Origin of the sequence: Mesorhizobium sp. M1328 (genome assembly GCF_040318075.1) — a bacterium.
Classification (GTDB): domain Bacteria; phylum Pseudomonadota; class Alphaproteobacteria; order Rhizobiales; family Rhizobiaceae; genus Mesorhizobium.
Window position 1 is genome coordinate 134,090 of the sequence record NZ_JAMYLO010000002.1, and the last position, 17,481, is coordinate 151,570.

A 17,481-nucleotide genomic window follows, 5' to 3' on the forward strand; every position below is an offset into this window, starting at 1 on the left:
GATGCCCCGATCAGGTTGCCTGCAGCAGGCTCTCGATATCGGGTATGCTGTGGTTGGTCAGCGTCTTTGGAATTTCGGCCGTTATCTTGTCGGTGACCTCCTTGTGCAGCTTCCTGCGCATGTCGCCCAGCACCGCCGGCGGCGCGATCAGCACGATCTCCTTGAACGTGCCGCGATGCGCGAGCTTGTAGAGCCTGTCGGCAATCTCTTCGGCAAAACGCTCCTTGCCGAGACGGTGCCAGTCGGTGTCCTCGACCGCACTGCGGTGGACGGAAGGGCCGTCGCTGTAGCGGCCGGGGCGGTCCGTGCCTTGTTCTCGGGTTGCCGGATTTTCCTGCTCCATCTCGTGCACGACCTGAAGGTCGGGATATTGGACGTCTCCACGATTCTCGAGGAACAGCGCCTTTTCGCCATCTGCCACCACGATCCACAGTCCGCGTTTCAGTCTGACGTTGCTCATGGGGCGCTCCTTTTTTGATTTTTCGAGCCCATCGCCAAGCCTTTGCCGCAGGGGCATGACCGGGCCTGGGCCCAAAGGGCAAACGCGTGCCGAGGCGGGAATGTTCCGGTACTCGGACCCGGTATTCCGACAAGGGCCGGCGAGAGCGCCGGGCTGCCTTTGATGACTCGGTTGGCATCCGGCGGCTTTAATCTACTAAATTGGTAGAATTTAGAAAAATCTGTTTTGTGGCCGGCTCTGCCAGCCGCTACAAAGGCAGCGGATCAAGGGCCGCAACAGCAGCTTCAATCCGCTCCGCATTTGAATGTGGAATATTTTTCTCTTGGCCTTCATGCTTGCAGAAAAGAGATTGCCTGCTACGAAGCGATGCGCGAGTGGGTGCCTTCTGGTTTTTCGCGCCCCCGCGTAGAACTGGCAAACGGTTCCAAGGATTCCGCTCGTCATGCCGCAAGCCACGCCCAAGCTCAATGCCTTTCCCGTCTTCATGCGGGTCGAGGGCGAAGCCGTAGCCATCGTCGGCAGCGGCGAGGAGGCGCTGGCCAAGGCGCGGCTGCTCGCTCAGTCGAGCGCTGTGCTGCGCATCGTAAGCGATGCCGCAAGCGCCGATCTGCTGGCCTTTATCGCCGAGACGGGGGCCACCTACATTGCCGACGCCTACGATGCAGCACATCTCGCCGGTGCGGTGATGGTGTTTGCCGCCAGCGGCAATGAGGCGCTCGACCGCCGCGTTGCCGGGGATGCGCGCCGGCTGGGCATTCCGGTCAATGCCGTCGACCGGCCGGAGCTTTGCGATTTCTTCACGCCGGCGCTGGTCAACCGCGCGCCGGTCGCCATCGCCATCGGCACCGAAGGCGCCGGCCCGGTGCTGGCGCAGATGCTGCGCAGCCGCATCGACCGCATGCTGTCGCCCTCGCTCGGGCCGCTCGCAGCCCTTGCCGCATCGTTTCGCGGCGCCGCCGAAAAACTGCTGCCGAAAGGCAATGCCCGCCGCCGCTTCTGGAGCGATTTCTTTGGCGGCGCGCCGGCCCGTGCCGTGGAGGCCGGCGAGCTTTCGCAGGCGCATGATGCCGCCGTCGGCCTGCTGCTTTCGAACGAACCGGCATCGGGCCATATCGCGCTTGTAGGCGCCGGTCCCGGCGCCGAGGACCTTTTGACGCTGCGCGCCCATCGCCTGCTGATGGAAGCCGACGTGATCGTCCATGACGCGCTGGTGCCGGAGGCGATCGTCGCCATGGGCCGCCGCGATGCCGAGCGCCTGCCGGTCGGCAAGCGCAAGGGCTGCCATTCCAAGAGCCAGGCCGAGATCAATACGCTGCTGGTCGAGCTTGGCCACGCCGGCAAGCGCGTCGTGCGGCTGAAGTCCGGCGACCCGCTGGTGTTCGGACGGGCCGGCGAGGAGATGGCGGCACTTCGCGATGCCGGCGTCGCCTACGAAGTGGTTCCGGGCGTCACCGCGGCCTTCGCCGCCGCCGCCGATTTCGAACTGCCGCTGACGCTGCGCGGCGTGTCGTCGTCGATGGTGTTCACCACTGGCCACGACCTCAAGGGAAATTCGCTGCCCGACTGGGCAAAGCTCGCCATTTCCGGCGCGACGGTCGCCGTCTATATGGGGCGCTCGGTCGCCGCCGAGGTCGCCGGCCGGCTGATCGAAGCCGGCCTGTCGCCGGATACCGCCGTCGCCGTGGTCGAGAATGCCAGCCTTGCCAACCGCCGCCGTTTTCATGGCACGCTGGCCGACCTGCCGTCGCTGGAGGCGCGCGCCGACCTCAGCGGCCCGGTGATGACCATCATCGGCGACGCGGTCGCCGGCGCCAATTTCGAACGGTCCGAGCCGCTGGCGGCACACAGGCAGGAAAGCGTGGCCCGTGCTGCCGCGCAAGGAGTGAACCAATGAAAGTCCTGACCGCGAACCGCCTCGCCGACGGCATAGCCGTCTGGTACGCCAATGGCGGCTGGGCCGAGACCATCGACCATGCCGACATCGCCCATGACAAGGCGGCCGAGGACCGGCTGGAGGCGATCGGCGCCAAGGCCTCCGCCGACAACGAGGTGGTCGACGTCAATCTGATCGACGTGACCGTGGTCAACGGCACGGTCGAGGCGGTCCGGCTGCGTGAAAAGATCCGTGCCGCCGGCCCGACCACCCGCAACGATCTGGGCAAGCAGGCCCGTCCGCAGGCCGCACGCGCGGCATAGATGACACAAGCATGATCCCGATCATGCTCGAACGAAGAAAATAACGGGCGGACGCGCCCGGAAAGACCTGGATATGTACCGTTACGATGAGTTCGACCACGATTTCGTCAAGGCCCGCGTCGCCGAGTTCAGCGACCAGGTCGCACGGCGGCTTGCCGGCGAGATCACCGAGGACCAGTTCCGGCCGCTTCGGCTGATGAATGGCGTCTATCTGCAGCTGCATGCCTATATGCTGCGCATCGCGGTGCCCTACGGCACGCTCAACAGCAAGCAGCTGCGCATGCTCGGCCACATCGCCCGCAAATACGACAAGGGTTATGGGCATTTCACGACGCGCCAGAACATCCAGTTCAACTGGCCGGCGCTGTCGGACATTCCGGCGATCCTGGCGGATCTGGCAAGCGTCGAGATGCACGCCATCCAGACCAGCGGCAACTGCATTCGCAACGTCACCGCCGACCACTTCGCCGGCGCCGCCGCCGACGAGGTTGCCGATCCGCGCCCCTATGCCGAAATCCTGCGACAATGGTCGTCGGTGCATCCGGAATTCTCGTTCCTGCCGCGAAAGTTCAAGATCGCGGTGACCGGCGCCGAGCGCGACCGCGCCGCCATCCAGACGCACGACATCGGCCTGCACCTGAAGAAGAACGCTGCCGGCGAGCTCGGTTTCGCCGTCTATGTCGGCGGCGGCCAGGGCCGCACGCCGATGGTCGCCAAGAAGATCCGCGACTTCCTGCCCGAAGCGGATCTGTTGTCCTATTGCACAGCGATCCTGCGCGTTTACAACCTCTACGGCCGTCGCGACAACAAATTCAAGGCGCGCATCAAGATCCTGGTCCATGAGACCGGCGTCGAGGAGATCACCCGCCAGGTCGAGGCCGAATGGCAGGAGTTGAAGGACGCCGAGCTGAGGCTGCCGGAAGCCGACATCCGCGCCATCGACGCCTATTTCGCGCCGCCGGCGCTTGTCGACCGGCCGGAAGGCGACGAGGCGGTCAAGCTTGCCCGGCTCGACTCCAAGAGCTTTTCCGAATGGCTGGACCAGAATGTGGTCACCCATCGCCATCCCGACTACGCGGCGGTGACCATCTCGCTCAAGGGCATCGGCGAGACGCCGGGCGACGCCTCCGACAGCCAGATGGAAGCGGTCGCCGACATTGCCGAAAAATATTCCTTCGACGAGCTGCGCGTCAGCCACGAGCAGAACCTGATCCTGCCGCATGTCGCGCGTGCCGACCTCAAGGCGGTCTACGACGCGCTTGTCGATATCGGGCTGGCGACGGCCAATTCCAACCTGATCAGCGACATCATCTCCTGTCCCGGCCTCGATTATTGCGCGCTGGCGACGGCGCGCTCGATTCCCGTGGCGCAGGAAATCTCGCGGCGCTTCGCCTCGCTGGAGCGCCAGCGCGAGATCGGCGAATTGAAGCTGAAGATCTCCGGCTGCATCAATGCCTGCGGCCATCACCATGTCGGCCATATCGGCATCCTCGGCGTCGAGAAGAAAGGCGCCGAGCTCTACCAGGTGACGCTCGGCGGCTCGGCCGACGAGAACACTTCGGTCGGCGAGATCATCGGCCGCGGCTTCAGTTCGGAAGAGATCACCGATGCCATCGAGCAGATCGTCGAGACCTATCTCGGGCTTCGACTGGACAGAAACGAAAGATTCATCGACGCCTACCGCCGAGTCGGTCCCGCGCCGTTCAAGGAGGCGCTCTATGCTGGCGAAACCAAGGCCGCTTGACCGGATCGTCGACGTCGAGGCCGGCATCGCCGCGGAAGCGGCGGGCCTCGACGCGCTCTATGGCCACCTGAAGCCGCTGGAGATCATCGAGCGATCGGCCCGGGAATTCTTTCACGGCGAAATCGCCGCCGTCTCGTCCTTCGGCGCGGATTCGGCGGTGCTGCTGCACATGATCGCCGAGATCGACCGCACGCTGCCGGTGATCTTTCTCGACACCGGCAAGCATTTCGAGGAAACGCTCGGCTATCGTGACGCGCTGGTCGCCGATTTCGGGCTGACCGATATCCGGGTGATCAGGCCCGACGATGCGGCGCTGGCAAGGATCGACCCGACCGGCAATCTGAATGAGACCGACACCGACGCCTGCTGTGACGTGCGCAAGGTCGAGCCGCTGGCGCGCGGCGTCGAGCCGTTCCGCGCCTGGTTCACCGGACGCAAGCGCTTCCAGGCGGCGACTCGGGCAGCGCTCCCGGTGTTCGAGGCGGTCGGTTCGCGCATCCGCATCAATCCGCTGGCGCACTGGACGACATCAGACCAGGCCGGCTACATGCGCGCGCATGCGCTGCGTGAAAACCCGCTGGTCGCCTATGGCTATCTGTCGATCGGCTGCTTCCCATGCACGCAGCCGGTGCAGCCGGGCGACGACGCGCGCAGCGGCCGCTGGGCCGGGCACGCCAAGACCGAATGCGGCATTCATTTGTCGGGGCTGGAAAGGTCGCTGACCGACGCCTCGCTTTAGGGTATGTTGATATTCAGGTGATGCCGGCGTGCAAACGGCGGCTTCCTGCGCTTCCGGCCTTCGCCGGCCGAAGCATTCATGATAGTGACGAAGGAGTTAAGGCTACGGCCGGCATAGGCCGGTGCTCACGTACCAAAAGTACGCTCCGCTCCGGTTCTCGGAAGCCACCATTTTCGGCTCGGCCTGACCTGAATCTCAACACACCCTGAGGTGTTTTGCACTTTAGAATCTTTGGACTTGGGAATTTCTTGATGAGCGACTTGATAGCCGAAAACGCCACGCGGCTGTGGACACCGAATGGGTTCCGCGAGGACGAGTGGGTTCATGCCGAAAGCGCCGAGGCGCTGGTCGGCAACGGCCGCTTCATCCTGCCGCTGCAGGCGTTTCTCAGCCTCGATCCGGAGGTGCGGCGGTCGGCGAAGGAACGCATCGGCGTGCTGCTGCAGCCTGGCGACCAGCTCGAAAAGATCGCAGGTCTGCTCGATCAGCTGTCGCTGGTGGCGCTGGCCTTCCCGGCGTTCAATGACGGCCGCTCGTTCTCCAAGGGCGAATTGTTGCGCAACCGTTACCACTTCACCGGCGCCATGCGCGCCACCGGGCAGGTGCTGGTCGACCAGCTGCCGCATATGCTGCGCCTCGGCTTCGACGAATTCGAGATCTCGCACCCGGTGCTGCTGAAGCGGCTCGAGCAAGGCCGCACCGGCGGACTGCCGCTGTTCTACCAGCCGGCGGTGAAGCCGGAGGCCAAAGGCCCGAAATATTCCTGGCGGCGGGTGCGCGCCGGCTGATCCGCTCCAGGGGGCCAGAAGCCCTATCTGGTCGGACCACATTCCCGATTCAGCCTTTTATTTTGCGCCTCTCCGCCTTAGGATAGGCCCATTATTTCGCGATCCGAATAAATGTGGCCACAAGGGAGGAACCGGGTATGGCTGGCAAGAAGATATTGATGCTCGTTGGCGAGTTCAGCGAGGAATACGAGATTTTCGTCTTTGAACAGGCCATGCATGCGGTGGGCCACACCGTCCACGTCGTCTGTCCGGACAAGAAGGCCGGCGATGTCCTGAAGACCTCGCTGCACGACTTCGAAGGACACCAGACCTATACGGAAAAGCTCGGCCATGACTACATCCTCAACAAGACGTTTTCCGAGGTCAATCCTGCCGAATACGACGCCGTCTACGCAGCGGGCGGGCGCGGGCCGGAATATATCCGTATCGACAAGCGCGTGCAGGCGCTGGTGCGGCATTTCCATGAGACGGGAAAACCGATCTTCACCATCTGCCACGGCGTGCAGATCCTGATCGCGGTCGACGGCGTGGTGCGCGGCCGCGAGGTTGCGGCGCTGCAATATTGCGAGCCGGAAGTCACGCTGGCCGGCGGCATCTATATCGATGTTGCGCCGACCGGCGCCCATGTCGACGGCAATCTTGTGTCGGCCAAGGGCTGGCCGGGCCTTGCAGCGTTCATGCGCGAATGCCTGAAAGTGCTGGGCACCGAGATCCGCCAGGGCGAGATCCTGATGCGCGACCAACGCCGGGCGGCTTGAGCTGGAATTTTGGAGCCCGCCGCACCCCTAATGCATGTCGCGCAAAAGTGTTCAGCGGTTTTGCGATAACGGCATGCATAAACAAGAACCTAAAGCGCGTCGCATGAGGCCGGTCGAGCGCGACGCGCTTTAGGTGCGGCGGTGCGTCTACACGCCCATCCGCGCTTCGCGGAATGACACCAGCTTGCTGCGGCTCTCGTCCCACAGCGCCAGCTTGACGCAGCGCAGGCTGTCGAGAAGCGTGACGCGGCCGATCTCACGCAGTTCCGGATAGTCCCTCAGCACTTCCGGAAGCCGGTAGCATGGCACCTTGGCCGAGAGGTGGTGCACGTGGTGGACGCCGATATTGCCGGTAATCCAGTTCAGCACCGGCGGCAGGTCGTAATAGGACGAGCCGTGCAGGGCTGCGTGCTGGAATTCCCACTCGGAGTCCTTTGTCCACTCCGTCTCCTCGAACTGGTGCTGGACATAAAACAGCCAGATGCCGGCCGATCCGGCGAGGATGACGATCGGCAAATGCACGACAAGGAACGCGCCAGGGCCAACGAACCAGATGAGCAGCGCGGCGATGACCGCGATAGCGAGATTGGTCGACATCGACGACACCCAGGGGGTGAGGCCGCCCCGCATCATGCCCAACGGCAGTCTCTGCTCGAAAATGAAGATCCATATCGGGCCAAGGCCAAACATCACCAGCGGATGGCGATAGAGGCGATAGGCGAGTCGGCCCCGCCACGACAGTTGCCGGTATTCGGCGACGGTCAGTGTCTTGATGTCGCCGGTGCCGCGCTCGTCGAGATTGCCGGCGCTGGCGTGATGGGTTGCGTGGGCGCGGCGCCAGCAATCGTAGGGCGTCAGTGTCAGCACGCCAAGCACGCGGCCGATCCAATCGTCGGCATAGCGGTTGGCAAAGAAGGACCCGTGGCCGCAATCGTGCTGGATCATGAATATCCGCACCAGAAAGCCGGCTGCCGGCAGGATGAGGACCAGACCCCACCAATGGCCATAGGCATAGGCGGCCGAGGACAGTGCCCACAGCGTGGCGAAGGGGATGAGGGTGATGGCGAGTTCGACGGCGCTGCGACGCCTGTCGGGCTTTTTATAGCGCGACAGGATTTTCAACCAGGCGCGCTTGCTGTTTGCCACAGCTTCGGGGGAAATCATGTTCATCATGAAACATAGGCGGAGCGGGGCGCTGCCGCAAGGCGGAGATCACGCAAAGTTACTGCGCGTAAATGTCGCGCGATGGCAAGGAATGCCGGCCACAATCGCCGGGCGCGGCGCCGGCGACGGTGTCTACCGACGGCGCCCGCCTGCGGCCACCTTGGCTTCCACGCCGTCCAGGCGGTCGAGCAATTCCTTCAGACGGTCGGGAATATCGGACTCCGTGCGGAAAGCCGGCAAGGTGCGCAGAAAGCGCTTGGTCGCCTCAGTGCCGAGCTGGCGCCGGATATCGGCAGCGAGCCCGTCGCGTTTTTCGCCGTTCCTGCGGGGCATCATCTCAAAATCCTGTGTCGGCTTCGAAACTCTTCCAAGGGAGGAATGGTTCCCGCATTGTAGTAGCCTGGCAAGCAAAGCCGTCGGGTACGGTAAAGTTTGAATTAAAATCGAAAGGTTTGCGCCGTCGGCCATCAAGCCACGACAGCGGCTACAGTATCGCTTGCCCCTTGATTTTTGGCCGCTAAACCTCGATATCGGGCGCAAATCCACACCATTCGAAAATGACGGGAAACGGCGATGAGCGACCAGGCAAAAGACGAACGCGTGCCCGATGAAGCCGAGAAGACCGAGGCTGCCGCGGAGCCAAGGGAAGGTGGCGTCGACAGCGACTATGAAGCGCTTGTGCGGCTTCTGAAGGAAAACGAAGAGCTGAAGGATCGCGCGTTGCGCGTCGCGGCCGACATGGAGAATTTGCGCCGCCGCACGGCCCGAGACGTCCACGATGCGCGCGCCTACGCGGTTGCCAACTTTGCACGCGACATGCTGTCGGTATCAGACAATCTGCGCCGTGCGCTGGATGCCATCCCGGAGGAGGCCAAGGCGTCCGGCGATGCCGGGTTCAAAGCGCTGATCGACGGCGTCGAGATCACCGAGCGCGCCATGCTGTCGGCGCTGGAACGTCACGGCGTGAAGAAGCTCGAACCCGAGGGCGAGAAATTCGATCCGAATTTCCACCAGGCGATGTTCGAGGTGCCCAATCCCGACGTACCGGCCAACACGGTCGTGCAGGTCGTGCAGCCCGGCTATTCGATCGGCGAGCGTGTGCTGCGGCCGGCCATGGTCGGCGTCGCCAAGGGCGGCCCCAAGCATGTAGCAAGCGAAGCGCCGGTCGAGCCGGGGCCGGTCAACGAGCAGGCTGAGAAGGATGCGTAAGTTAGGGGAGTAGGGGAATAGGGCAATACGGGAGTAGGGAATAACGCTACGTAAGGTAAGGTAGAGCAATTGCCTACTCCGGCCGTTGCCTTCTCTCCGCCTACTCCCCTATTCCCCTACTGCCCTACTCAGGCCGCAAACCGCTGCGCTTCCCCGCCATAATAATTGACGTAGCGGGCGCCGATCTCCTTGACTGGCATCACCACGAACACGTCGACCGTCGAGAATTCACGGTCGATGACGCAGCCGTCGCCAATGCGCGCGCCGACGCGCAGATAGCCCTTGACCAGCGGCGGCATCGCGGCGATCGCTGCCTTGGCATTGACGGCCTCGATCGGCATCAGATCCATGGAACAATAGCGCCCGGCGACGGCACGCACGTCCCACGATGAATTCGTCCGGCAGTGGTGGGCAAGATAGGTCAGCGCCTCGGCATGTGCGGCCGGCACGGTGCCGTGGAACGACGCGCAGCCGGTCATCACGCCGATGCCGTAATGGTTGATATAGGCCCAGATGCCTTGCCACAGCGCCTCGATGGTGCGCTTCGAGCGGTATTCCGGCAGAACGCAGGAGCGGCCGAGCTCAAGGAAGCGCTGGCCTGGATGCCGCGCGATCAGCTTGGTCAGCTCGAATTCGCCTTCGGAATAGAAGCCGCCGGCGGCCGCGGCAATCTCCTGCCGCAGCAGGCGGTAGGTGCCGACGATGCGGCGGTGCTCGGGGCCGGAAAGCGAAGTGTCGAAGACCAGCAGATGGTCGCAGAGGGGATCGAAGCGATCGGCATCGCGGCGGTCCTGCATCTGGAACAGGTCCTTCCTGGCACCAAGCTCGTCGTAGAACACCCGGTAGCGCACTTCCTGCGCGGCAGCGATCTCGGCCTCGTTGCGGGCGAGCCGCACTTCGAGATTGCCGATGCGGCCGAGCGATGCGCCTTTTATGACGGCATCGGCGTTCCGGCCGACGAGCAAAGGCCCGCTGGCGTTCGGCCGAGCATCACATTCCGGCATGACTGTATGCACGAGTGATTCTCCTTCGAGCCATCCCTCTTGGCACGGGGATACGTTGTAGGTGCAACAGGATTGTGACAGTACCGTGATACGGCTCTGCGGGCAATACTTCGTCGGCTGGGTAATCTATCAACCGTCTATGTTGTGCCTCAGGCGGCCACTTGGCCCTCGACCGCATGAACCAGGGCATCGGGGTCGAGCGGCTTGGTGACGAAGCCGCTGGCACCGTGAGCGAGCACGGCGTGGCGGGTCTTTTCCTGGCTGTCGGCCGACAGCACCATGATAGGCACCGGCGGCACCGCGGTCTCCTCCTCATGGCGGCGGATGGCGGCGATGGCGTCCAGACCGTCCATGACAGGCATGTGCAAGTCCATCAGCACCACGTCGTAGCGGTGCTTGTGGCCGGTGCTGATGACCGCCTCGACCGCGGCTTTGCCGTTGCCGACCACTTTCACGCGATGCCCGGCCTTCAGCAGCGTGGCGCGAGCCAGCATGGCGTTGATGTCGTTGTCCTCGGCGATCAGCACTGACAGGCCCTGCTGGCGGCCGCCAATGGCGTGCCCAGCCTGCGCGCCGCGCTTTTGCGGTTGTGGCTCTGCGATGACCGGCGCATGGCTGGTCAAAAGCACGCGCAGCAATGTCTCGCCGCGCACCGGCCTCGCCAGGAAGGTGGCGTAACCGTTGGCACGGAATTCGCCAAGCATGCCGCGGTCGGTCGGCGCGATCAGCGTCACCGCCTCGCAATCGGCAAATCCGCCCTGGCGCAGGCGCCTGAGCAGCCTGCCGTCGCTTTGCTCCATGGCAGCATCGATCAGCAGCACGTCGCAGCCCTCGGCGAAAGGGGTGGCCTGGGCGGCGGTGGTGGCCAGATCGACCGTGCCGCCATTGGCGCGAATGGTGCGGGCGATGGCTTCGGCCTCGACCAGGTTCTTCGACACGATCACCGCATGCCGGCCCGACAGCGGGTCCTGGCGGATCTGCGGCGCCTCGACGGCGGAAATAGCGGGAATATCGAAGACGAATTCGGACCCCTGGCCAAGCCGGCTCGACACAGAGATGGTGCCGCCCATGGCGGTCACCAGGCGCTTGGAAATGGCGAGACCGAGCCCGGCACCGCCATGCGCACGGGTCGAGGTGCCGTCAGCCTGTTCGAAGTCCTCGAAGATGCGCTCCATGTCCTCCTCGCGCAGACCGGGGCCGGTGTCGGTGATAGTGAAGCGGATGCGGTTGGTGGTTTCGGTGCGGACGCGGGCGATGCTTGCCAGGACGCCGCCGCTGTCGGTGAACTTGACGGCGTTGCCGATGAGGTTCAGCAGCACCTGCCTGACCCTGCCGGGGTCGGCGGTGATCAGCTGCGGCACGTCGGGTTCGACATGACAGCCGAGGCCGATATCCTTGGCAAAAGCCCGCGCCGCCAAAAGCTCGATGACATTGTCGGCGATCTCGCGCACCGACATCGGCTGCGGTTCGGGATCGAAGCGGCCGGCCTCGATCTTGGAATAGTCGAGCAGGTCCTCGATCAGCGCCAGCAGCGCGCTGGCCGAGGTCGAGATGGCGCCGACATAGGTCCGCTGCTCGGCCGAAAGGCTGGTGTCGGCGAGAAGCCGGGCCATGCCCATGATGCCGTTCATCGGCGTGCGGATCTCGTGGCTGACGGTGGCGAGGAAGCGCGATTTGGCCTGGCTCGCATGTTCGGCTCGCTCGCGGGCGGTGATCAGCGAGGATTCGGCGCGTTTGCGGGCAGTGATGTCACGGGCGATGGCGCGATGCGAAACGGCGCCGCTGTCCTTGTCGCGCACCGACAGCTCGATCCAAGAGAACCAGCGTGGGCCGTCCGGCGTGCGAATGGCGACATCGGTGGAACTCAGGCATTCATGGTCGGAAAAGGCGGCGTCGGGGACGATGCCGACATCGATGCCTAGTTCGGCCAGGGTCTTGCCGGCAAGGTCGCGCTGGTCGGTTTCGACAAGGTCGGCGAAAACCTTATTGGCGTAGACAATGTGGCCGTCGCGGTCACGATGGACGACGAGATCGCCGAGTGCATCGATCAGACCGCGAAAGCGCTCCTCGCTCTCCTGCATCTCCCACATGCGGTCGGCCAGCGTCTCGATCTCGGCGCGGCTGCGGGCGGTCGTGGCATCGAGAAGGGCCACCGCGCGGCGCTCGGTGCGCCTGTTGCGCAGATGCATGGCGAGCCCGGCGATGGCTGTCGCCCAAAGGCCGATGGTGATGAAGATCGGCGCTCCGGTCAGATGCGACAGGCCCGCCAGCACGACGATGGCGACGAGCGTCAGGAAGGGCAGGCCTTCGCGATTGGCGGCCGGCAGTTCCGGCGCCAGCGGCGGCGCGGCGACAAGCTGCCGTCCTGGCGCCTCGGGAGCCGTCCCGTCGGCCCGTTCGGCTGGTTCCGCCTCTCTGATGCCGGGTTCCGCAATCATACGGAACTCCTGCCAGACAGAGCTTATCGAAGGTTGTGGTTGATCGTTCGAATTTTAGCGGTCGCGCTCTTTTTTGTCCCTTTGGGGGCTCACATATCCACCACCACGCGGCCGCGGATCTTGCCCTCGACGATGTCATGCGCGGCGCCGATGATGCCGTCGAAGCCGATGCTCGTCGAGAGGCTGGCAAGCTTTGCGTGATCGAGATCGGCGCCGATGCGGCGCCAGGCCTCGAGGCGGACCGCCTTGGGCGCCATCACCGAATCGATGCCGAGCAGCGAGACGCCGCGCAGGATGAAGGGGGCGACGCTTGCCGGCAGATCCATGCCGCCGGCAAGGCCGCAAGCGGCGACGGCGCCGCCATAGGAGGTCATCGACAGGACGTTGGCCAGCGTGTGACTGCCGACCGCATCGACGCCGCCGGCCCAGCGTTCCTTGGCGAGCGGTTTTGCCGGCTGGACAAGCTCGTCGCGTGAAATCACTTCCGCGGCGCCGAGGTCGATCAGATAGGGGCTTTCGGCAGCGCGGCCGGTCGAGGCGATGACGTGATATCCCAGGCTGGACAGGATCGAGACCGCGACCGAGCCGACGCCACCGGCAGCGCCGGTCACCACCACCGGGCCGCGATCGGGCACGATGCTGTGGCGCTCCAGCGCGATGACGCAAAGCATGGCGGTGTAGCCCGCGGTGCCGACCGCCATCGCATCATGCGGGCTCATTCCGTCCGGCAGCGGCACCAGCCAGTCGCCCTTGACGCGGGCGCGTCCGGCAAAGGCGCCGAAATGCGTCTCGCCGACGCCCCATCCGTTCAATATGACCTTGTCACCCTTGCGCCAGTCGGGATTGGAAGACGAGATGACGGTGCCGGCGAAATCGATGCCCGGCACCAGCGGCCAGCGGCGGATCACCGGCGCCTTGCCGGTAATCGCAAGACCGTCCTTGTAGTTCACCGTCGTCGCCTCGACCGTGACGGTGACGTCGCCCTCCATCAGGTCTGCCTCGATAAGCTCGGTCACCGCGACCGACTGGTTTTTCTCGGCGTCGCGCGAAACGAGGATGGCTTTGAAGGTTTCGGGCATTTTTTCTCCTCGGGCTTGCAGATCAGAATGTGCGGCGCCAGGCGAGTGAGGTCAATCGCTCGACGTACCGCGCCGCCAACCAATGAGCTCATCGAAGACGACCAGCACGGCACCGACCGAAATGAAGGCGTCGGCGAGGTTGAAGACGGCGAAGGACCAGACCGGCGTATGGAACAGGACATAGTCGATGACATGCCCATAGGCAGCGCGGTCGATCAGGTTGCCGAGCGCGCCGCCGACGATCAGTGCGAAGCCGATGCGGGCAAGCAGGTGGCCGGACGGCGTGCGGGCCGCAAGATAGAGCACGAAAGCGACCACCAGAACCGCGACGACCACCAGGCCGGTGTCGCCGAAGGACGAAAACAGCGAGAACGCGATGCCGGTGTTGTAGGTGCGGTACAGCGCCAGGAACGGCAGCAGGTCGAGCCGTTCCTGAAAGGCAAGGCCGGTTTCGACCAGATATTTCAGCCACTGGTCGAGCGCTATCGCGGCGACGACCAGAAGAGCATACGGCCTCCAGGACTTCATGGTTTGCAGTTTCACGGTTTGAGATGTCACGATCTGGCGTCCTCCGGGCCGAGCTTCAGCGCGCCGCGCCGGATCTCGAACAGCATGACGCCGGTGGCCACCGCAAGGTTGAGCGAATCGGCGCGGCCGGCCTGCGGTATCCGCAGCAGCTTGTCGCAGCTTGCGGCAAGCTCGTCAGGCAGGCCTTGCTGCTCGTTGCCCATCATCAAAAGCACCGGGCCTTTTGAAAAATCGACCGAGCGGTAGTCGACCGCACCCTTCAGATGGGTGCCGGCGACAAGGCCGGGAAAGCTCTTTCGCCAGGCGAGAAAAGCCTCGGGCGTCGCCTTGGCGACCGGCACGGCGAAAATCGAGCCCATGGTGGCGCGCACCGTCTCGACCGAAAAGGGATCGGTGGTCTCGCCGACCAGTATGACGCCTCTGGCGCCGACGGCGTCGACCGTGCGGATGACGGTGCCGAGATTGCCGGGGTCGCGCACCCGGTCGAGCGCCACCCAGAGGTCGCCGTCACGGGCGCGGATGTCTTTCAGCGGCAGGAATTTCTGCGAGAACACGCCGACGACCATTTGCGGATTGTCGCGGCGGGTGATGGCAATCAGCACTTTTTCCGAAACTTCGAGCACGGTGCCGCCGGCGGCAACCGTGCGCGCCGCGACTTTTTCGACCGCCGCATTGCCGCGCCCGGCCTTGGCGAAGACCAATGTCCTGATCGACCAGCCGAGATCGAGCGCGTCGATGACCAGCTTCAGGCCTTCGGCCATGAAGGCATTCTGCTGGTCACGGAATTTCTTCAGCGCGAGTGCCTTGATGTCCTTGACCAGCGGATTGGCGAGGCTGGTGACTTCCTTCACCTGCCCTGGCGCTCCTGCGTGCCGTTCGTACGCACTCATTCAGGCCACCCAGCGTGAGAACAGCGAGGTCGACAGCGCCCGACCGGCAGATTTCTCGCGGATGATCAATTCGCCCGATTCGACCGTGCCGCCCATGCCGGCGAAGGTGTCGCGCATCAGGGCATGGATGGCGAAAAAAGAGGCGCGGATCGAATAGGCGGTCAGTACCACGGCGAGCGGCTTCGGCGTCAGGATCGCGCGGCAGATATCGGTCAGCGCCGGCAGGTCCTCGAACAGCTGCCAGACCTCGCCTTTCGGTCCGCGGCCATAGGCGGGCGGGTCGAACAGGATGATGTCGTAGCGGCTGCCGCGGCGCTCCTCGCGTTCGGCGAATTTCACGGCATCGTCGACGATCCAGCGGATCGGCTTTTGCGACAGGCCCGCCATCTCCTGGTTTTCGCGCGCCCAGCCGATCGCCTTCTTGGAAGCATCGACATGCGTGACCTCTGCGCCGGCACGCGCCGCCACCAGCGAGGCAAGGCCGGTGTAACCGAACAGGTTCAGCACCTTCACAGGCCGTTTTGCCGCCGCGATCAGTCCGGCCATGTGGTCCCAGTGCGAGGCCTGCTCGGGAAAGACGCCGACATGGCGAAACGACGTGAAGCGGCCGAGATAGTCGATGCCGTCGTGCTTCATCGGCCAGGTCTCGCCGAGCGGCGTCTTGGGGAAGCGCCAGCGGCCGATACCTTCCTCGTCGGTATCGCCGGTGAAAATGGCATCGGCGCGCTCCCAGTCCCTGGCCGGCAAAGCCTTTTGCCAGATCGCCTGGCCCTCCGGCCGAACGATGCGGTAGGGGCCGTATTGCTCGAGTTTTTCTCCGGCGCCGCTGTCGAGCAGCGCGTAGTCCTGATTGGGGCCGACCTCGAGGATCAGCGGCAGATGTTCGGCAGGCAGCGCGCCATCGCGGCGCGAGAGCAGGCGTGGCGCGGCTTTCGGCTCGGACCGGTCCTGCAGTTTAGGCTCCGAACCGGCGGTCAGGCCGGTGTCGCGCCGCCGCGGCTGCTCCGCCCCGCCCTTCGCGGACGGGCGGCTGTCGCGGCGTTTGTCGCGAAAAGGTTTCAAGAAGGCGCATCTCCGGAAGGCGGCTTGGCCGCTTCTGCCACAGCACATTGACCGGCGCAACAAAAGGGCTGCCGACGTGTGCAACCTGATCAGCCGCGCCTGATCTACAGCAGGCCGATTGCGAGCGCTATGAAACCAACGGCCTTGAAGCCGGTGACGACCATATGGCCGGTTTCCCAGCGGCTCCGGATAGTTTCGAAATTGTCCGGGATCGGTCCAGGCACCCAAGTGGCCAGGACATCGTTTGCCGGTTTGACCAGCGCAAACCACGCCACAAGCGCCATCAGATAAAGTACGGTGGCGGCCAAAACCCACCAGAATGCCGGGCGGTCGCTGCGCAGCATCCAGGCGAGAAGGCCCGGACAGACGATCGCCGCCACGTCCAGCGGTGCGCCGACAATCGCGAAGAATTGGAACTGAGCGTTGAAGACAGTGGTTTCACGCCAGAGCGAAGGCGACCATCTGGTCAGCCGCGGCACCGATTCCAGCACATGGGCGAAGGACGGCCCAAGGCTGAGCGCAGCGACGATGGCGGTCAAAACCGACCAGAACAACAGAAAACCGCGTATATCCATAATGGCCAGACAACGGCGTCAGACCGCAGACGTTCCGGTCGGCGATCATCTCGCTTGCCGCCGAAACCGCAGGCGCACTATCGTCCATTCAAATTGGGCATCCATCCAACCGGGTTGCGATCCATGTCCCGCGCCGAACGCCTGCTCGACCTGATCCAAATCCTGCGCCGGCATCGCCGGCCGGTCAGCGGCCGCAGCCTTGCGGGCGAAATGGGTGTGTCGATCCGCACGCTTTATCGCGACATCGCCACGCTGCAGGGGCAGGGCGCGCCGATCGAGGGCGAGGCGGGGCTGGGTTACGTGCTCAGGCCAGGCTTCATGCTGCCGCCCTTGATGTTCACCGATGAGGAGATCGAGGCGATCGTGCTTGGTTCGCGCTGGGTGGCCAAGCAGCCGGACTGGCGGCTTGCGAACGCCGCCACCGACGCGCTGGCCAAGATCGCCGCGGTGCTGCCGGACGATTTGCGCGAAGAGCTCGATGCCTCGACGCTGCTGGTCGGGTCGCGCACCCCGGTCACCGAAGGCATCGATCTCGGCGTGGTGCGGCAGGCCATCCGCGAGGAGCGCAAGCTGAGCTTTGTCTATCGCGACGCCGGCGGCGCTGCCTCCGAGCGCACCGTCTGGCCATTCGCACTCGGCTTCTTCGACAAGGTGCGCGTCGTCGCGGCCTGGTGCGAGATGCGCCAGGATTTCAGGCACTTTCGCGCCGATCGGATATCCGGCCTCAACGCCACCGAGATGCGCTATCCGCGCCGCCGTCAGGTGCTGCTCAAAGAATGGCGGGCGACGCTCGACACGCCAAGCTAAGGCTGCTGCTCAGTTAAGACTGCTGCCAGAATCTGGCAGT

The 17,481-nt window shown here is 64.4% G+C and carries 18 protein-coding genes; 8 read left to right on the plus strand and 10 right to left on the minus strand.

The features are described from left to right. Positions 1–10 precede the first annotated feature (10 nt). A complete protein-coding gene (locus NKH23_RS05185; RefSeq protein ID WP_352468331.1) occupies positions 11–460 on the minus strand; it encodes a baeRF12 domain-containing protein in 450 nt (149 codons plus the stop codon). 442 nt (positions 461–902) lie between these two features. Here NKH23_RS05185 and cysG point away from each other — a divergent pair, with 442 nt between their 5' ends. The 6 genes from cysG to NKH23_RS05215 all read left to right on the plus strand — a co-directional run bounded on the left by cysG (position 903) and on the right by NKH23_RS05215 (position 6,685). Beyond that, positions 903–2,354: a siroheme synthase CysG gene (gene cysG / locus NKH23_RS05190; RefSeq protein WP_352978197.1), complete on the plus strand. Its 1,452-nt coding sequence runs from the start codon at positions 903–905 to the stop codon at positions 2,352–2,354. Beyond that, on the plus strand, positions 2,351–2,656 hold the full coding sequence (locus NKH23_RS05195) for a DUF2849 domain-containing protein (RefSeq protein ID WP_352910594.1): 306 nt from the start codon (positions 2,351–2,353) through the stop codon (positions 2,654–2,656). The genes cysG and NKH23_RS05195 overlap by 4 nt, the downstream gene beginning before the upstream one ends. 73 nt (positions 2,657–2,729) lie before the next feature. Beyond that, a complete protein-coding gene (locus NKH23_RS05200; protein ID WP_292664600.1) occupies positions 2,730–4,400 on the plus strand; it encodes a nitrite/sulfite reductase in 1,671 nt (556 codons plus the stop codon). Next, complete coding sequence (locus tag NKH23_RS05205; protein ID WP_292664601.1) at positions 4,375–5,139, plus strand: phosphoadenylyl-sulfate reductase; 765 nt, start codon at positions 4,375–4,377, stop codon at positions 5,137–5,139. Before NKH23_RS05200 ends, NKH23_RS05205 begins: the two co-directional genes overlap by 26 nt. 251 nt (positions 5,140–5,390) lie before the next feature. Next, entirely contained in the window at positions 5,391–5,927 is a 537-nt protein-coding gene (locus NKH23_RS05210) for a DUF934 domain-containing protein (RefSeq protein ID WP_352910597.1), read from the plus strand. Positions 5,928–6,064: 137 nt separating this feature from the next. Further along, positions 6,065–6,685 (plus strand): DJ-1/PfpI family protein, encoded by a 621-nt coding sequence (locus NKH23_RS05215; RefSeq protein ID WP_352713867.1) that lies wholly within the window; start codon positions 6,065–6,067, stop codon positions 6,683–6,685. 147 nt (positions 6,686–6,832) lie between these two features. Here the strand turns inward: NKH23_RS05215 and NKH23_RS05220 are convergent, their stop codons facing one another. Both NKH23_RS05220 and NKH23_RS05225 read right to left on the minus strand, forming a co-directional pair. After that, on the minus strand, positions 6,833–7,855 hold the full coding sequence (locus NKH23_RS05220; RefSeq protein ID WP_352713863.1) for a fatty acid desaturase: 1,023 nt from the start codon (positions 7,853–7,855) through the stop codon (positions 6,833–6,835). A 126-nt stretch (positions 7,856–7,981) separates the two neighbouring features. After that, entirely contained in the window at positions 7,982–8,185 is a 204-nt protein-coding gene (locus tag NKH23_RS05225; protein WP_352910599.1) for a hypothetical protein, read from the minus strand. Positions 8,186–8,422: 237 nt separating this feature from the next. On the opposite strand from NKH23_RS05225, the gene grpE reads away from it, so the two are divergent. Next, positions 8,423–9,058 (plus strand): nucleotide exchange factor GrpE, encoded by a 636-nt coding sequence (gene grpE, locus NKH23_RS05230; RefSeq protein WP_352910601.1) that lies wholly within the window; start codon positions 8,423–8,425, stop codon positions 9,056–9,058. A gap of 128 nt (positions 9,059–9,186) precedes the next feature. Here the strand turns inward: grpE and olsB are convergent, their stop codons facing one another. From olsB to NKH23_RS05265, 7 genes are all read right to left on the minus strand, one after another. Next, positions 9,187–10,062 carry a l-ornithine N(alpha)-acyltransferase gene (gene olsB, locus NKH23_RS05235; RefSeq protein ID WP_292664606.1) on the minus strand — a complete coding sequence of 292 codons (876 nt, stop codon included), beginning with the start codon at positions 10,060–10,062 and terminating at the stop codon, positions 9,187–9,189. Between the two features lie 149 nt (positions 10,063–10,211). Then, on the minus strand, positions 10,212–12,500 hold the full coding sequence (locus tag NKH23_RS05240) for a hybrid sensor histidine kinase/response regulator (protein ID WP_352910603.1): 2,289 nt from the start codon (positions 12,498–12,500) through the stop codon (positions 10,212–10,214). A gap of 89 nt (positions 12,501–12,589) precedes the next feature. Further along, entirely contained in the window at positions 12,590–13,579 is a 990-nt protein-coding gene (acuI, locus tag NKH23_RS05245) for an acrylyl-CoA reductase (NADPH) (protein ID WP_352978201.1), read from the minus strand. A gap of 51 nt (positions 13,580–13,630) precedes the next feature. Next, positions 13,631–14,107 (minus strand): signal peptidase II, encoded by a 477-nt coding sequence (gene lspA / locus NKH23_RS05250; RefSeq protein ID WP_353034536.1) that lies wholly within the window; start codon positions 14,105–14,107, stop codon positions 13,631–13,633. 26 nt (positions 14,108–14,133) lie between these two features. Continuing rightward, positions 14,134–14,997, minus strand: coding sequence for a TrmH family RNA methyltransferase (locus NKH23_RS05255; RefSeq protein WP_352978203.1), 864 nt, complete (start codon positions 14,995–14,997; stop codon positions 14,134–14,136). Continuing rightward, on the minus strand, positions 14,998–16,059 hold the full coding sequence (locus NKH23_RS05260) for an RsmD family RNA methyltransferase (protein WP_352910610.1): 1,062 nt from the start codon (positions 16,057–16,059) through the stop codon (positions 14,998–15,000). It lies immediately after the preceding gene. 104 nt (positions 16,060–16,163) lie between these two features. After that, positions 16,164–16,634 carry an anthrone oxygenase family protein gene (locus tag NKH23_RS05265; RefSeq protein ID WP_352910612.1) on the minus strand — a complete coding sequence of 157 codons (471 nt, stop codon included), beginning with the start codon at positions 16,632–16,634 and terminating at the stop codon, positions 16,164–16,166. 123 nt (positions 16,635–16,757) lie between these two features. Between NKH23_RS05265 and NKH23_RS05270 the strand changes: the two genes are divergently transcribed. Beyond that, positions 16,758–17,441, plus strand: coding sequence for a helix-turn-helix transcriptional regulator (locus NKH23_RS05270; RefSeq protein WP_352910614.1), 684 nt, complete (start codon positions 16,758–16,760; stop codon positions 17,439–17,441). Positions 17,442–17,481: the final 40 nt, after the last annotated feature.

Coding starts and splice junctions, on each gene's coding strand:
- NKH23_RS05255 (WP_352978203.1), bottom strand. CDS start 14,997: ATGAGTGCGTACGAACGGCACGCAGGAGCGCCAGGGCAGGTGAAGGAA.
- NKH23_RS05195 (WP_352910594.1), top strand. CDS start 2,351: ATGAAAGTCCTGACCGCGAACCGCCTCGCCGACGGCATAGCCGTCTGG.
- NKH23_RS05240 (WP_352910603.1), bottom strand. CDS start 12,500: ATGATTGCGGAACCCGGCATCAGAGAGGCGGAACCAGCCGAACGGGCC.
- NKH23_RS05265 (WP_352910612.1), bottom strand. CDS start 16,634: ATGGATATACGCGGTTTTCTGTTGTTCTGGTCGGTTTTGACCGCCATC.
- NKH23_RS05205 (WP_292664601.1), top strand. CDS start 4,375: ATGCTGGCGAAACCAAGGCCGCTTGACCGGATCGTCGACGTCGAGGCC.
- NKH23_RS05270 (WP_352910614.1), top strand. CDS start 16,758: ATGTCCCGCGCCGAACGCCTGCTCGACCTGATCCAAATCCTGCGCCGG.
- acuI (WP_352978201.1), bottom strand. CDS start 13,579: ATGCCCGAAACCTTCAAAGCCATCCTCGTTTCGCGCGACGCCGAGAAA.
- NKH23_RS05220 (WP_352713863.1), bottom strand. CDS start 7,855: ATGAACATGATTTCCCCCGAAGCTGTGGCAAACAGCAAGCGCGCCTGG.
- NKH23_RS05185 (WP_352468331.1), bottom strand. CDS start 460: ATGAGCAACGTCAGACTGAAACGCGGACTGTGGATCGTGGTGGCAGAT.
- NKH23_RS05215 (WP_352713867.1), top strand. CDS start 6,065: ATGGCTGGCAAGAAGATATTGATGCTCGTTGGCGAGTTCAGCGAGGAA.
- cysG (WP_352978197.1), top strand. CDS start 903: ATGCCGCAAGCCACGCCCAAGCTCAATGCCTTTCCCGTCTTCATGCGG.
- NKH23_RS05200 (WP_292664600.1), top strand. CDS start 2,730: ATGTACCGTTACGATGAGTTCGACCACGATTTCGTCAAGGCCCGCGTC.
- NKH23_RS05210 (WP_352910597.1), top strand. CDS start 5,391: ATGAGCGACTTGATAGCCGAAAACGCCACGCGGCTGTGGACACCGAAT.
- grpE (WP_352910601.1), top strand. CDS start 8,423: ATGAGCGACCAGGCAAAAGACGAACGCGTGCCCGATGAAGCCGAGAAG.
- olsB (WP_292664606.1), bottom strand. CDS start 10,062: ATGCCGGAATGTGATGCTCGGCCGAACGCCAGCGGGCCTTTGCTCGTC.
- NKH23_RS05225 (WP_352910599.1), bottom strand. CDS start 8,185: ATGATGCCCCGCAGGAACGGCGAAAAACGCGACGGGCTCGCTGCCGAT.
- lspA (WP_353034536.1), bottom strand. CDS start 14,107: ATGAAGTCCTGGAGGCCGTATGCTCTTCTGGTCGTCGCCGCGATAGCG.